Annotated in this window: 11 protein-coding genes; 4 read left to right on the forward strand and 7 right to left on the reverse strand. The window is 64.4% G+C overall.

The window, feature by feature from the left end; genetic code table 11:
- Positions 1–774 precede the first annotated feature (774 nt).
- The 5 genes from AC07UH_RS15770 to AC07UH_RS15790 form a co-directional block, all read right to left on the reverse strand.
- A complete protein-coding gene (locus AC07UH_RS15770) occupies positions 775–1,023 on the reverse strand; it encodes a metallophosphoesterase family protein (protein WP_495180998.1) in 249 nt (82 codons plus the stop codon).
- A complete protein-coding gene (locus AC07UH_RS15775) occupies positions 998–1,375 on the reverse strand; it encodes a PepSY domain-containing protein (RefSeq protein ID WP_495180999.1) in 378 nt (125 codons plus the stop codon). Before AC07UH_RS15775 ends, AC07UH_RS15770 begins: the two co-directional genes overlap by 26 nt.
- A gap of 44 nt (positions 1,376–1,419) precedes the next feature.
- A complete protein-coding gene (locus AC07UH_RS15780; RefSeq protein ID WP_495181000.1) occupies positions 1,420–3,633 on the reverse strand; it encodes a TonB-dependent receptor in 2,214 nt (737 codons plus the stop codon).
- Positions 3,634–3,716: 83 nt separating this feature from the next.
- Positions 3,717–4,118: a DUF2946 family protein gene (locus tag AC07UH_RS15785; RefSeq protein ID WP_495181001.1), complete on the reverse strand. Its 402-nt coding sequence runs from the start codon at positions 4,116–4,118 to the stop codon at positions 3,717–3,719.
- Between the two features lie 90 nt (positions 4,119–4,208).
- The gene (locus AC07UH_RS15790; RefSeq protein ID WP_495181002.1) at positions 4,209–6,854 is read right to left on the reverse strand and encodes a TonB-dependent receptor plug domain-containing protein; all 2,646 of its coding nucleotides are present in this window, start codon (positions 6,852–6,854) and stop codon (positions 4,209–4,211) included.
- A 99-nt stretch (positions 6,855–6,953) separates the two neighbouring features.
- Between AC07UH_RS15790 and AC07UH_RS15795 the strand changes: the two genes are divergently transcribed.
- The 4 genes from AC07UH_RS15795 (at position 6,954) to AC07UH_RS15810 (ending at position 11,144) form a co-directional block, all read left to right on the forward strand.
- Positions 6,954–7,691 (forward strand): ABC transporter ATP-binding protein, encoded by a 738-nt coding sequence (locus AC07UH_RS15795; protein ID WP_495181003.1) that lies wholly within the window; start codon positions 6,954–6,956, stop codon positions 7,689–7,691.
- Positions 7,688–9,127 carry an ABC transporter permease gene (locus tag AC07UH_RS15800; RefSeq protein ID WP_495181004.1) on the forward strand — a complete coding sequence of 480 codons (1,440 nt, stop codon included), beginning with the start codon at positions 7,688–7,690 and terminating at the stop codon, positions 9,125–9,127. Before AC07UH_RS15795 ends, AC07UH_RS15800 begins: the two co-directional genes overlap by 4 nt.
- Entirely contained in the window at positions 9,124–10,413 is a 1,290-nt protein-coding gene (locus tag AC07UH_RS15805) for a DUF3526 domain-containing protein (RefSeq protein WP_495181005.1), read from the forward strand. The genes AC07UH_RS15800 and AC07UH_RS15805 overlap by 4 nt, the downstream gene beginning before the upstream one ends.
- A 317-nt stretch (positions 10,414–10,730) precedes the next feature.
- A complete protein-coding gene (locus AC07UH_RS15810; RefSeq protein WP_495181006.1) occupies positions 10,731–11,144 on the forward strand; it encodes a VOC family protein in 414 nt (137 codons plus the stop codon).
- Between the two features lie 55 nt (positions 11,145–11,199).
- On the opposite strand, the gene AC07UH_RS15815 is transcribed toward AC07UH_RS15810, so the two are convergent.
- Both AC07UH_RS15815 and AC07UH_RS15820 read right to left on the reverse strand, forming a co-directional pair.
- A complete protein-coding gene (locus AC07UH_RS15815) occupies positions 11,200–11,790 on the reverse strand; it encodes a DUF1826 domain-containing protein (RefSeq protein ID WP_495181007.1) in 591 nt (196 codons plus the stop codon).
- A complete protein-coding gene (locus tag AC07UH_RS15820; protein ID WP_495181008.1) occupies positions 11,787–13,022 on the reverse strand; it encodes a GTP-binding protein in 1,236 nt (411 codons plus the stop codon). The genes AC07UH_RS15815 and AC07UH_RS15820 overlap by 4 nt, the downstream gene beginning before the upstream one ends.
- Positions 13,023–13,726 lie beyond the last annotated feature (704 nt).

Here is a 13,726-nt window from a genome sequence, read left to right on the forward strand (position 1 = left end):
CCGGCAAGCGGATGCTGGAAAAAAGCTAGGCCTAACCGGCTCTTGCGAGCACGATCGTGCGGCGAAGAGTTTGATCTATGTAGCCGGAAACAAGCGCCGACCTGCTGGCGGAGGTAGCGCGCCACACCATGCGCAATACACCAGACATATCGGTATTCCGGTTCATTCCCTCCCTAATGCCACCCAAGGTAACTATCTTTCGTCCAATCCGGGGTAGGGCTCCGACATCCCCAAATGTGAGTTGGCAGGGGCTTACCCCCTACTTGCGAAGGAAAAGGCCATTCTAGTAGCGCCCGTGCAATAACTGAGCATCGTCGACCAGGCACACAACTTATCCGAGTTCGGGCAAGAAGCCCGGCGTCGTTTTCCCAAGAATGCAGGCTGGCCTCACCCCGAAGCCGAAACCGATCGAAGCTCCAGTCTGAACGACAATGCCCTACGAAGCTGGCGATCATTCGCTTTTGGCCCAGTTCCGGCGATGGTGTCGAGGCGGCCGCGCTCAAGAGCGAATTGCTAGGTACATAGCGGGGTGTCAGGAAGCCGAGGAGAGCCAGAACCGCAAGCAGCGGCAGTCCGAAAATCCTAGTGAAAAATGACATCTTACTCATCGCTCGATGGGTACAAGCACAAGCTTGGTGATCGCTTAACTCAAACCCTAGCGATACGGAGCAGAAGGAGAGAGTCGAGACGATGGTCGAGGATGTCGCGGCCATCGTCGAGCGCCACGGCGTGCACATGCTCTCGCACTACGCCTCGAAGTGGCAATCGGAAGCATCAGATCGCTACGGGTTGCGGATTCACGCTGGCAAAACCGTACGTCCGGTAGTGGCTCGTCAGGGCACGGCCCGAGACGGCGATTTCGGTATAGCCTTCGGGCGTGCCGAGGAACGCGCCGCGCCAGTCTGCGCCGGCGACGGCACCCGTGGTGATGAACGATATGCCATTCAGCTCGATCCGTTCGTAGACGTGGCTGTGCGCCTGGAGAACGGCGAGGACGTCATAATCGCGCAGGATGCGCAGCACCTCGCGGCCGTCGACGACAAAGGTCCAATTGTGTGGCGTATCGAGCCAGGATCCGGGCTCGTAGCATTGCATTGCGGTGACCAGCGAAGCGCGCCGGAATGGTGCCGCCCTCGCCCGTCACTTCGACCGTGCATTTGCCGGCCGGATCGTGCCAGCGGGCGCGCCCGGTCGCCAGCGCTCGATCCCAAATGGGCGAGGCCAGGTCCGGTGCAGGACCGGCCTGCCCGGTCTGGACGGCAGGATGAAGTGCGGCATCGATGCCGGTGTAGAACACCAGCGCCGACCCGGTGAGGCCCAGCACTTCGAACAGCAGCCCCAGGCTCAGCCCCAGCCAGAGGTGGACGCGGCGCACGAGGATGCGTGCGTGTGATGCTGCCGATCGGCGGCGCGCGGTCGTCAGAACCGCGTCGCCAGCGCTACCTCGAACGATCGTGGCGCGCCGATATAGACGTTGGTGGTCGGATAGCCGGAATATTCGCCATAGAAGGCGTCTGTCAGGTTCCGGCCGCGCAGCATCAGGGTCGCCTGGCGGCTGACCGGGAACAACAGGCTGGCATCCAGGACGGTATGCCCGGCGACCCGGATGGTGTTGGCGGTGTCGGTGTAGAAGGCGCTGGCGTGCCGCAGGAAGCCACCCACCGTCACCTTGTCGGCGACCGTGTGAAGCGCCGAGGCGTTGACCGTGGTCGAGGGGACGTTGATCGGGCGGTTGCCGCTACGATCGATCCGGACGCCACTCACCAGTTCAGACAGCTCGTCATATTGCGCCGCGGTGTAGGACACGCCGCCCGACAGGCGCAGCGCCTTCACAGGGGTAACGACCGCGGACAATTCGACACCTTGCGAGGATTGCCGCCCGCCTTGGACGGCCAGCGCCGGGTTGGCCGGATCGCGCGTCAGGATGTCCTTCTGTTCGATCCGGTAAGCCGCGCCGGTGACGCTCGCCCGGCCGCCCCATGCACTCGCCTTGAACCCGGCCTCGTAGGCGCGGCCCTTGGTCAGCCGGAACCGGCTGTTGGCGATCGAGGCCAGCAGGATCGAGGACACCGGCGATATCGCGGTCGTATATTGCGCGTAGAGCGTCAGGCCCGGTGTCACGTCCCAAGTCGAGCCTGCCCGCCAAGACACAGGGTTGAAGGTCGGGCTGTTACGGTCGATCGCGCCGCCCACATTTTGGATCGTCGCGCGGTCCAGCTCCAAGTGGTCCCAGCGCACCCCGCCGACCAGCAGCCATTTGGGCGTCAGGTTCAGCGCATCCTCTGCAAAGACGGAGGTCTGCTTCAGCTTGGAGTCGAAGGTGACGTTGCCGGCAGTGAAGATCGCCGTTCCGGTGGGCAGCGGCACGATGGCCGGGTTGCGGACATCCACTGCCGGGAGGGCCGAGGTGGCGGCTGTCTGGCGCAGGCTAACGAAATCGGTGTCATTGTGTTCGATGCCGAGGCTGAAGCGGTTGCGCAGGCCCGCGATCCGGCTGTCATTGCCGATCACCCCGCGCGCGTTCCAGAATTGGTGATCGTGCCGGAAATCCTGATAGGTCTGGCGGAAGCTGCCATTCGGAAATGCCCCGGTGGGCGCAACGAAGGTCTGGCTGTCGGCGAGCAGAAACGCACGCTTCGCGGTGTAACCGGTCAGGTCGAGCGCGAAAGTCCACCCGCTGCCGATCGACCAGTCGAGCCGCGCGCGCACCGTCGTCTCGTCGGCACCGGAATTGGCGCCTTGAGGATTGTAGTTGCGGCGACGAAGGGCGCGATCGGCGACCAGGCCGATCGCGCTCGTCACAGCGTCGGTCGGGCGCAGCGCATATTGACCGGGGATCAGGGGCAGGCCCTGATAGGTGGCGTCGTAGCGATCCTCGAAATGATCGACCGCGACGAGCAGCGAGAGGCGATCACTCGGTTTCCATAGCGCGCTGGCTGTCAGCCCGGCCGAGAAGGTATCGTTGTTATCGACGTCGTAGAGACTGTCCGATCGCTGGTAACTGGCGTCCGCCCGTACCGCGATCGTGGACGATATCGGCAGGTTGACCCCGCCGGCTGCGAACACCGTGTCGAAACTCCCGACCGACAGCAGCGTGTCGAGGTGGCGATCGCCCAGCACCGGCTTGCGCGTAACCTTGTTGATGACCCCGGCCAGCGCGCCCTCGCCATAGAGAACCGAGGCCGGTCCTTTCAGCACCTCGACCCGATCATAGTGCCAGTTGTTGCTGTCGCGTTGGACAACGGTCGATGCCGACACCCGCACGCCGTCCTGAAGGATCGATACGGTGTTGCCGGCGAAACCGCGTAAGGAGACGACGGCGGGGTTGCCCGGCACGTTACCGGCGATCGCCCCCACCACGTCGTTGAACGTCTCGCGCGCGGTGCGCAGGCCGCGAATCTGGAGATCGTCCTGCGTCAGCACCTCGACGCTCGCCGGCGTCTCGCGGATCGACAGTCCGAGCCGGCTATCCGCCTGCGCCTGATCGTCCAGCTTCAGCGGATTGCGCTGGCCGGTGACGACGATCGTCGCATCGGTGCGGTCATCGGCGGTGCCGCGGATTTGTGCCGCGGCCGGGACGGCCAGCAGCAGGCAGGGCGCAGCCGCGCCCGCCAGAAGATGTGTTCGGATCATGGTAATACCTTTGACCGGCCTGACGCCGGGGGCGCGGGCCGCAGTTCATGGTCGCGCCGGATGAAGCGGTGCGGGATGACAGGTCAGAGGTAGGCCGGTGGTCCTCGCAGCGGAGGCCGTAGATAGGTCGGACGTGAGGGTACCCGCGGGACGGTCGCGATCAGGCCGAGGGCAAGGATGAAGACGATCAGTGCCGCGAGCTGAACGGGATCGATCGACCCCAACATCGCGGCCGACAGGCCCGAGAAGGCGCAAGGCATCTCCGCCTTGCTATGATCCTTCGACTTGCCGTGGTCGGTCATGGCACCGTGCATCCCCGACATGGCCATCGTCATCGTGCGCGGCGCGGTGCCCGAACAGATGGTGATGGTCATACGGCCATGATCGCTGTCGATCATATAACCGGTGGGGACCAGCAGCTTCAGCAGCAGCGTCGCGGCGCAAAGCAGCACGGCAAGCTGGCGTTGCGCGAGGAGATGCCGCATGGCCTGCACGGAGAGCTACCTACCGTTGCCGGCAGGTCGTGTCACTTGGACATTCCGTCCTGCTTCCACCACCGTATGGGCCGATGAATCCTAGAAGCTTACGCCTGCTCGCACGAAGACGGTTCGGCCATTGAAGCCGAACGGCGAGATCGCGTTATACGGTTGCGTACCCGCATTGTCGGCGCCGTTCGTACCGGCTGTGACGCTCGCGACCGTCGAGGCGATGTTCTCGTCCGGGTAGACATCGAACAGGTTCTGCGCGCCGGCACTTAGGCGCAACGCACGCGTCGCCTGCCACGACAGTTCCACATCGGTCAGCACCTTGGCCCCGAATTCCTGAATGATGTCGACGTTGGCCGGATTGGCCGCTGCCGCGACCCGCCTCGTCTGATAGCCCGGCGTCAGAATGTCAGCACGCGTAATCGTCACGTTCGTCAGCGCCACCGTCGCCACTTCGCCGTAGCGGGTGTTCATGAGCGATAGCGTCACCAGCCCTCGCGTGTAGTTAAGATCCAGCGTCACCTTGGTGCGCGGCAGACTGTCTGAGAATCGCAGCTGTTGCGTCAGGTCGAACAACGGCGTCGTGATCCCGAGCGCGGCGAGCGGCGCAGGCGTACCGGCGATCCGGTCGAACTCTGTCTTGGTATGATTTCCCGCCAACGTGCCGGTGAACAGGCTGCCATCGTCGAAGCGGTGGCGCGCGTTGACCACGAGATCGATGCCCTTGGTGTCGGTGTCGACCGCGTTGGTGATGTACGAAATCGCGCTGAAGTTGCCGGCGCCGCGACTGACAAGAAAGTTGGTCAGGCGCGTGTCCTGGAAGGTCGAGGAAATCGCGATGCGATCGCGGAGCTTGATCTGATAAGCGTCCAAAGTCGCGGTTATCCCGCGGCCCTCGAACACCAGCCCTGCTGAAAAGTTGTCCGACCGCTCGGGCCGGAGATCGGTCGCACCGACCAGACGGGCGGCAGGGCTGTTCACGGCCGCGACCCGCACAATCGCCTGTGCACCGTTCAGGATCAGGGTGTTCGAGGCGTTATAGCCTTGCTGCGCCAGCGCGGGCGCGCGGAACGCCGTGTTATAGGAGCCGCGCATCGCAAGGCCGCCGAACAGCGCCAGCCGGCCAGCGACCTTGTAGTTGGTGGTGTCGCCGAAATCCGAATAGCTTTCATATCGCACCGCGCCTTCGAGGAGCAGCCGGTTGAATAGGGTTTTCTCGAGTTCGCCATAAACTGCCCAGCTTCGTCGCCCGATGCTGGCACGATCGTCAGGGCCGGCGCTTGGTCCGGGTTGGGCGCCGATCGGTCCTACTGCGCCTGCCGCAGGCCCATCGATGATGCGCACTCCGCCGTCACGGAAACCGTCGATGTCGCCCGAGAAGAGGCGATAGGTCTCCTCGCGATATTCTGTTCCCACGGCGACGTTGAGCGGAGCGTCGTCGCCCAGCGGAATGGCGCGGGTCAGATCCAGGTTACTGGTCCACTGATAGAAATCTGAACCGAGCCGGTAAAAGCGGCGCGGCGAAGCCGTGCCCAGCGTCACGTTGACGCTGTTGTCGTAGAAAAGGTCCTGCGTATTGACGCCGTAACTGCTCGACAGGTCCCACCCGAACCCGGCAAGCTCGGTGCCGCGAATGCCGGCCGCCACCGAAAAATTCTCTAACTGAGAGTCCAGCACCGGCCGATATCCATCAGGGTCGAACGCGCGCAGCGTTTCGTTCTGCCCGGCGCGGCGGAAGAAATACTCGATATCCCCGCCGAGGCGGCTGTAGCCGCCGAAGCTGTACACCTCGACGTTCGGTGCGGCTGTCGTGACGAAGTTGACGAACACCTGTTTGTTGGTGCTCGGCTGGTCGCCGAACCGGAACACGTTGCGGTCGATCGTCGCTTCGCGCGGATCGAGCGTGCCGTTGCCGGGCGTCAGCCCAGTGCCGGAGCCGTAGTTGCCGGAGATCGCAACCGGCCGACCGGCCGCATTGGTACCGAAATACTGCTGGCGGGTGTCGGGGCGGGAGCGGTTTGTGCCTTCGGCCTTCTGGATCGACGCGGTCAGCCGAAAGGCGCCGCCGTCTCCGACGCGAATACCCGACGAAACGCTCGCCTCACCATAGGCGCCGTCGCCTGCCGTGGTGATGCCGCCCGTGACCTGCGCGCGCGTGCCCACCGACCGGTCGAGGATGAGATTGATAACGCCCGAGATCGCATCGGAGCCGTATTGCGCCGACGCACCGTCGCGAAGCACCTCCGCGCGGTCGAGCGCAAAGGAGGGAATCGCGTTGAAATCGACCGACACGTCGCCGCGACCGACCCCGTTCGAGGCGTTCAGATCGGACGAGGTGTGCCGTCGCTTCCCGTTCACCAGCACGAGCACCTCACCTGGACCCAAGCCGCGCAGCGATGGTGGTTGCAGATAATCGCCGACCCCTGACCCGAGCGGACGCGGCGTGTTGAAGCTTGGCACCTCGACCTTGAGCTGCTGGATCAGGTCGACGCGCCCGCTCTGCTGAAGCTGCTCACGGCTGATCGCGTCCACCGGTGTTGCGGAACCGGTCGCGGTGCGCCCGCCGAAGCGGCTGCCGGTCACGATTATTTCGTTCTCCGTCGTATCGGTTGGCTCGGTTGGCTCGGTCGGCTCTGTATCGGCCGTCTCCGCCGGCGTCGTCTGCGCCATCGCCGGTGCGGCCGTAAGCGCCGCGATCATTGCGGTCGCGGCGAGCCGCGGAACCGTGCGTGTCACTTGTATTCCCCTTCCGAACCCTAAGGCTGCATGTCCGCAACCGATGGTTTCTATCAATGATATGTTGCACTGTATCATGAAGGTTGGCAAGTTAGGGGCATGACTGATCGAGCCGAACCCATCCGCCTCCACGACGTGACATTGTTTTACGGCGATCACCGCGTCCTCGACGGTCTGTCACTCTCCATCAGGAGCGGCAGCGTCACTGCGCTGCTGGGTGGGAACGGCGCAGGAAAGTCCACGACCCTTTCCGTGCTGCTCGGTTTCGCAAAAACAGGCGGCGGCGAGGTTTCGGTGTGCGGGATCGATCCCGCTGTGGACCCGGACGGTGCGCGCCGGCAGATCGCCTATCTGCCCGAGAATGTAGCACTCTACGAGCATCTGAGTGCGGTCGAAAACGCGGACTATCTGCTAGCCCTTTCAAGCGAGCGGCAGGCACGTGCCGCTATCACAGACGCCCTTGCCGCAGCCGGCCTCCAGGAGCGCGCCTGGGACCAGCGGCTTGGTGGTTTCTCCAAGGGTATGCGGCAGAAGGTGGCGATCGCGGTCGCACTCCTTCGGCAGGTGCCGGTTCTGCTGCTCGACGAACCGACGTCCGGCCTCGACCCTCGCGCCACCGCCGACTTCAACGCGCTGGTCACGGCGGTTCGTGATCGTGGCACGGCGGTCCTGATGGTGACTCACGACCTGCTGTCCGCGGCTGACGTCGCGGATCGGATCGCGTTCCTTGAGGGCGGTCGGGTGGTGGACGACATTGCGGCAAGCGGTCCGGAGCGCTTCGACGTGCGTGCGCTTCACGCGCGCTTCCAAACCGGCACCGCGGCGATTGCGGCATGAGCGCCGCCCGCCTGATCGCCCGCGACGAGCTGCGCCTGATGGCGCGCAACCGGGTTGCGGTCATCGCCCTTATACTGCTGGTGCTGCTGACCTTGGTCGCGGTGCTGAGCAGTTGGTCGCACCAGCGCGGCATTGCCGAGCTTCGCGCCCGTCATGCGGCAGTTGCCGAGCAGGCGTTCGACGCCCAGCCTGACCGCCATCCGCACCGCATGGTACATTACGGCCATTTCATCTTCCGTCCGCTGGGTGCCCTCGCCGCCTTTGATCCCGGTGTCGACGCCTTCACGGGCAACAGCATGTTCCTGGAGGGGCATCGCCAGAATACCGCCAACTTCGGGGACGTGCGGCAAAGCTCGCTTCTGGTGCGCTTCGGCCAGCTCACCCCCGCCTTCGTGCTGCAAGTGGTCGCGCCACTGCTCTTGATCTTTCTTGGCTATGGCGGGCTCGCACGGGAAACGGAGCGCGGCACGCTCCGCCTGCTGATGTTGCAAGGCGTCTCTCGCGGGCAGGTCGTGCGCGGCAAGCTGCTCGCACTCGGCACGGTGGCCTTGCTGGCCGGCTTGCCGGCGATGATCGGTTTCGTGTTGATCGCGGGACAGCCGGGTGCGCTGGCCTTGCCGATGCTGGTCATCGCACTCGGCTATCTTGCATGGCTCACGCTATGGGTCGTCGCGATCCTGCTCGTCTCCGCGGTGGTCCGGCGCAGTCGCGATGCGTTGCTTGCGCTGGTGGCGCTGTGGGCGGTCGCCGTGGTGCTGTTGCCGCGCGTTGCCCCTGATGTCGCGAGCGCGGTCGTGCCGCTCCAGAATCGTCTCCAGACCGACGTGGCAATTGCGCGGGACCTGCGAGCGATGGGCGACAGCCATAACCCTGACGACCCGCATTTCGCCGCGTTCAAGGCGCAAGTGCTCGCGCGCTATGGCGTAAGCCGGGTCGAGGACCTGCCGGTGAACTACAAGGGCTTGCTGGGCCTGGAAGGCGAGCGGCTGAGCTCCGGTCTGTTCGAACGCTACGCCGGGCAGAGCTACGCCGCGCAAGAAAGCCAGAACGCGCTGGTCGAGGCCGCCGGGATGCTCAGCCCTGCCATCGCAATCCGCTCACTCTCGATGGCGGCGGCCGGCACCGATTTCGCCGGCCACCGTCGCTTTCTCGAGCAGGCGGAGGCGTATCGCTATGCGCTCGTCCAGCGACTGAACCGACTTCAGGCAGACGCGGTCAGCTATGCCGACGACACTGCAAAGGACGCCGGCGCCGACCGCCGCAAGCGGATCGACGCGGGCAACTGGCAGGCCATGCCTGCGTTCGTCTTTGCGGCACCTGACGGCGCCACGCTCGCGAGGGGCGCGGTGCCGGGGCTCGTAATCGTGCTCGGTTGGCTGGCTGTCGCCGCGACGCTGCTCATGCTCGCTACCCGCCAGCTGGGAGCCCGTCGATGAGCCTGTTCGCCCATGAACTCCGTCTGCTCCTCCGGCAACGGCTGACCGTCATCGCTCTCGTACTGCTCGCAGCACTGACCGTCGCCGCACTTGTCGCGGGAATGGCGGAGGTGGCGCGTCAGCGCGCCGCGATCGCCGCCATTCCCGCCGCGCAGGCCCAGGACATCGGCCCGATCGCCGCCTGGGTGGATAAGGAGAAAGACTCCGGCTCGGCCGCCTATTACAGCTTTCATCCGACCTGGGACGCTCCTTCCCCGCTAGCCTTCGCTGCGCTGGGCATGCGTGATGTGTCTCCGTACATCCTGCGGGTGCGTGCCCTGGGGCTGGAGGCGCAGGTTTACGATGGCGATACCTTCAACCCTGAACTCGCACTGCCCGGCCGGTTCGACTTCGCGTTCGTGCTGGTGTTTCTTGCGCCCCTGTTCGTGATCGCGCTCTTCCACGACCTGGTCTCCGCCGAGCGCGAGGCAGGCCGCGCGCGGATGCTGGAGGCGCTGCCAAACGGCGGGCGAGCGTTGTGGCGTAGGCGTACATGGCTACGTCTCATGCTGCTCTGGGCCGCCCCGGCGGTACCGTTCGTGGCCGCAGCTACTATCGAGGGTGTCGGTTTTGATACCATCCTGATCGTGTTGCTCTCGATCATCGCCTATTTGCTCTTTTGGACCGGCCTCGCCGCGCTGGTCGGACGGCTGCGCTGGAGTTCGGTCGCAAATGCCGCGACGCTCGCAGCGTCGTGGCTGGTGCTGGTGTTGGTGGTGCCGACCCTTGCCAATGTCGCGATCAACCAGGCCATACCGGTCAATCAAGGTGCGGAGATCGCGCTGGCGCAACGCGAGGCGGTCAACCGAGCCTGGGATATCCCGCGTGACGACACCATGCGGCGCTTTTATGCGCATCATCCCGAATGGGCGGATTCACCCCCGCTCGGACCCGAGTTCCACTACAAATGGTACCTCGCTTTCCACCAGAACGGCGACGAAAGCGTGGCCGGACGCGTGCGCGCGTACCGAGCCGGCCTAGAGGCGCGCGACGCGGCAGGACGCGCGTTCGGGTGGGTGCTGCCGTCAGTCGGGGTGCAGGCGCTGCTGACCCGCCTTGCGCGCACGGACCTCGATGCGCAGCTGGCTTACCAAGACCGCATCCGCGAGTTTCATGGTCGTCTGCGCACCTTCTACTATGGCTATCTCTTCCGCGATCGACCGTTCGGCACCGCAGACTTCGCCCGCGCCCCACGGTTTATGGATGTCACGTCCGCTGGCGGGAGGCAGCCGTCTCCGGTGATGTGAGCCCGCCTCAGCTGCATGAATATGTCCTTATTGGTGTCACAACCGTCCAGTCGTGACACCAACGCGCAAGCGACCGTTTCCCGCGAGGTTCGGTGTTTCAGACTTCGCATCAGATCGTCTGCGCGAGGAATGACCCGGCCATCCGGTGCAGACCTACTATCTGCACCCGGTTCGTACCCGCCGAGATGAACACGTGCGGGCATCGTTCTTGCCATTACGAACCCGTCGGCATGGAAATATCGAAACCGATGGCCGCCCGGGATAGCGCGTCGATCCCGCGCCAATTATGACAGACCGTCCGGGACCAGGACGGGACGATGCTCGCGATGCTGAAGATTACCGCCGTCGATCACATCGTCTTCAACGTTCGCGACATCGAGGTGTCCGCGAACTGGTATGTCCGCATCCTCGGGATGGCCAGGTACGAGACCCGGTCGGACGCCGGTGAAGGCCGCACCAGCGTCGCTTTCGGCCATAGCAAAATCAATCTTCGCCCCATTGACGCGACGCAGGACAGTTGGTTCACTGGCAAGCAGCCTTGCGTCGGCAGCCAGGATATCTGCTTTCTAACCGATATGCCGTCGGAACGAGTGGCGGCGCATCTTTCCGAAAACGCGGTGAAGATCGAACTGGGACCGGTCGTCAAGCAAGGCGCCAGAGGCCCTATCCATTCGGTCTACGTGCGAGACCCGGACGGCAATCTGATCGAAATCTCGTCCTACGATGAATAGGTTCGTCACCGAACCGCCAAGGCGCGACGACCGACATCAGGCCGGCGTTTGCCCGTTAAGCGATGGGCGGGCCGGGCAGCGGATCGATCGCCAGCACGAGACGACGTTCGCCAGTCGCGCTGATTGGTGGCGAGCGATGGAGAATGGTGGGCGGGTCGAGCAGCAATCGCCCCTTGAACACACTCACCGCGCCGGTCGACACCTCGCAGACGGCATCGGCGGCATCGGCGCGGCACCACTGGGTGCCGGGCCCGATATAGGTGCACAGCAGCCGCAGCGTCACGAAGTCGGCGTGGAAGCGGCGGCAGGCATCGGTTTCGACGACTTCCAGTCGCAGCCGCAACCGATCCTTGCCGATCAGCGCGGCATGGCGCCGCACCAGCAGTCCGATGTCTTCGGCGAGCAGCGTCGCGACCGGATCGGCATAGCCCGCGTCAGCAAGTGCGCCATCGATCGCCTCTCCGGCGGCGAGGTCGAGCGACACATCATCGACCATGTCTAGGTCGAGAAATGCCAGTGCGGCGCGCAGCGCGTCCGGCAGCGACCGCCACCAGATGGCCAAAGCGGCATCGGGCCGCGCAATCGCATCGAGCGAAGAGCGCTCATGGCCGAGCACCACGATGTCATCAGGCATGGCGAGCGTCATTCTGCCGCCTCCGGCTGGCGCTTGCCCCAGCCCGGGAACGGATCGCGCAAGCCGGACCACAGCGTCGGGGTGAAGGCGGCGGCGGGCACGAGGCAGGCGTCGAGTCGCGTGCGAATCCTTGCCTCGTCCATGCCGATGCCGATGAACACCAGCTCCTGCCGCCGATCGCCCCAGCTCATGTCCCAATGCCTGGCGACGAACTCCTCGAACCGGCCATCGTCGGGCCATTGGTGTTTGGGGATCGACGCCCACCAGCGACCCATGCGCGCAGTTTCGGTCTGGCTGCCCGCCACCGCCAGCTCGCCGACCCAGTCGGGGCGCGTCGCCAGCCAGAAATGCCCCTTGGCGCGCACGACGTGATCTAGGCCACCATCGGTCAGGAAGGCATGGAACTTCGCCGGATCGAACGGCGCGCGTGTGCGGTAGACGAAGCTCTCGATGCCATATTCCTCGGTCTCGGGCTGGTGATGGGCATAGCCGTACAGCTCCTTGGCCCAGAGCGGATGGCGCGACGCCTTCCCCTCGTCGAACAGCCCGGTGGCGAGGACGAGATCGAGATCGATGCGGGAATGGTCGGCCGCGACGATCACCGCATCGGCATTGAGGCTGGCGACCAGTTTCTTGACCACCCCGAGCTGCTCGGCCGACACCGACGAGGCCTTGTTGACGATCACCACGTCGGCGAATTCGATCTGCTCGACCAGCAGGCCAACCAGGCTGCGCGTATCGTCCTGGCCCATGCTTTCGCCGCGATCGGCGAGGAAGTCCTGGCTGGAATAATCGGCGAGCAGGTTCACCGCATCGACCACCGTCACCATCGTGTCGAGCCGCGCGACATCGCCCAGCGACACGCCGTCCTCGTCGCGGAACGAGAAGGTGGTGGCGACGGGCAGCGGCTCGGAGATGCCGGTGCTCTCGATCACCAGATAGTCGAACCGTCCTGCCTCGGCGAGCGTGCGCACCTCCGCCAGCAGGTCGTCGCGCAGCGTGCAGCAGATGCAGCCATTGGTCATCTCGACCAGCGCTTCCTCCGACCGCGACAGTGCCGCCTCTCCACCGCGCACCAGGTCGGCGTCGATATTCACCTCCGACATGTCGTTGACGATCAGCGCCACCCGCCGCCCCTCGCGGTTCACCAGGATGTGGTTGAGCAGGGTCGTCTTCCCAGCCCCGAGGAAACCGGACAGCACCGTCACCGGCAGGCGGGTGTCTTGCAGAGTATCGCTTGCCATGTCTGTCTCTTAGTGGGTTACGTTACAACGTAACATTGCCATTAGCTTCGGCGGATGTCCAGTAGCTCTCCGATCACAGGCGATCGCCCGCCTCGCTGGCTCGAGGTGACCGCCTCGATCCAGCGCCTGATCCATTGTCCTTTCCACCAGCCACATCCTTTTTGGGAAAGCGGGCGGGGCAGCGGGCAGGACCAAGGCTAATCACCTCCTGCATTGCGAAAGTGAATGAATGGCATGGGGTGGGCAGCCGAAAAGCGGCCGCGAATGGACCGGACGTGGGTCGTTCGGACCGCCTCAAGTTACCCGATACAGCGCAGCCTGCCGATGTGCCACTCGATCGGCGTCGGCGGGCCAAGCTTGGGCAACAGCGCTCGCCAGCAACATGACAGCTCGATGACAGTTTTTTGCTGACAATTTGCTTACAGCAGCATGCCCAATTAGTTTTCCTTTCGCCTTCGTGACTTAGCACAAGGGATAGCCATAATGTCCGTATCGGATAATGATGCAACCGTCATTATCCGTAGCAGCCGGGCAACACCGTATCTGCTTCCGCAACTACGCTCGTTCCGGTCGTTTACACCGGGCTCGGCACCCTCCTAACTCGCCCGACAGCGAGTGCTGCTTCCGCACAGCGACACGACAATGGGCCGTGTCGCCGGTCCCGCGGATGTCAGGTGGAGTATCTAGCCTTGACCCGAGTTTCC

Source organism: Sphingomonas sp. GW821-FHT04B01, assembly GCF_059420425.1.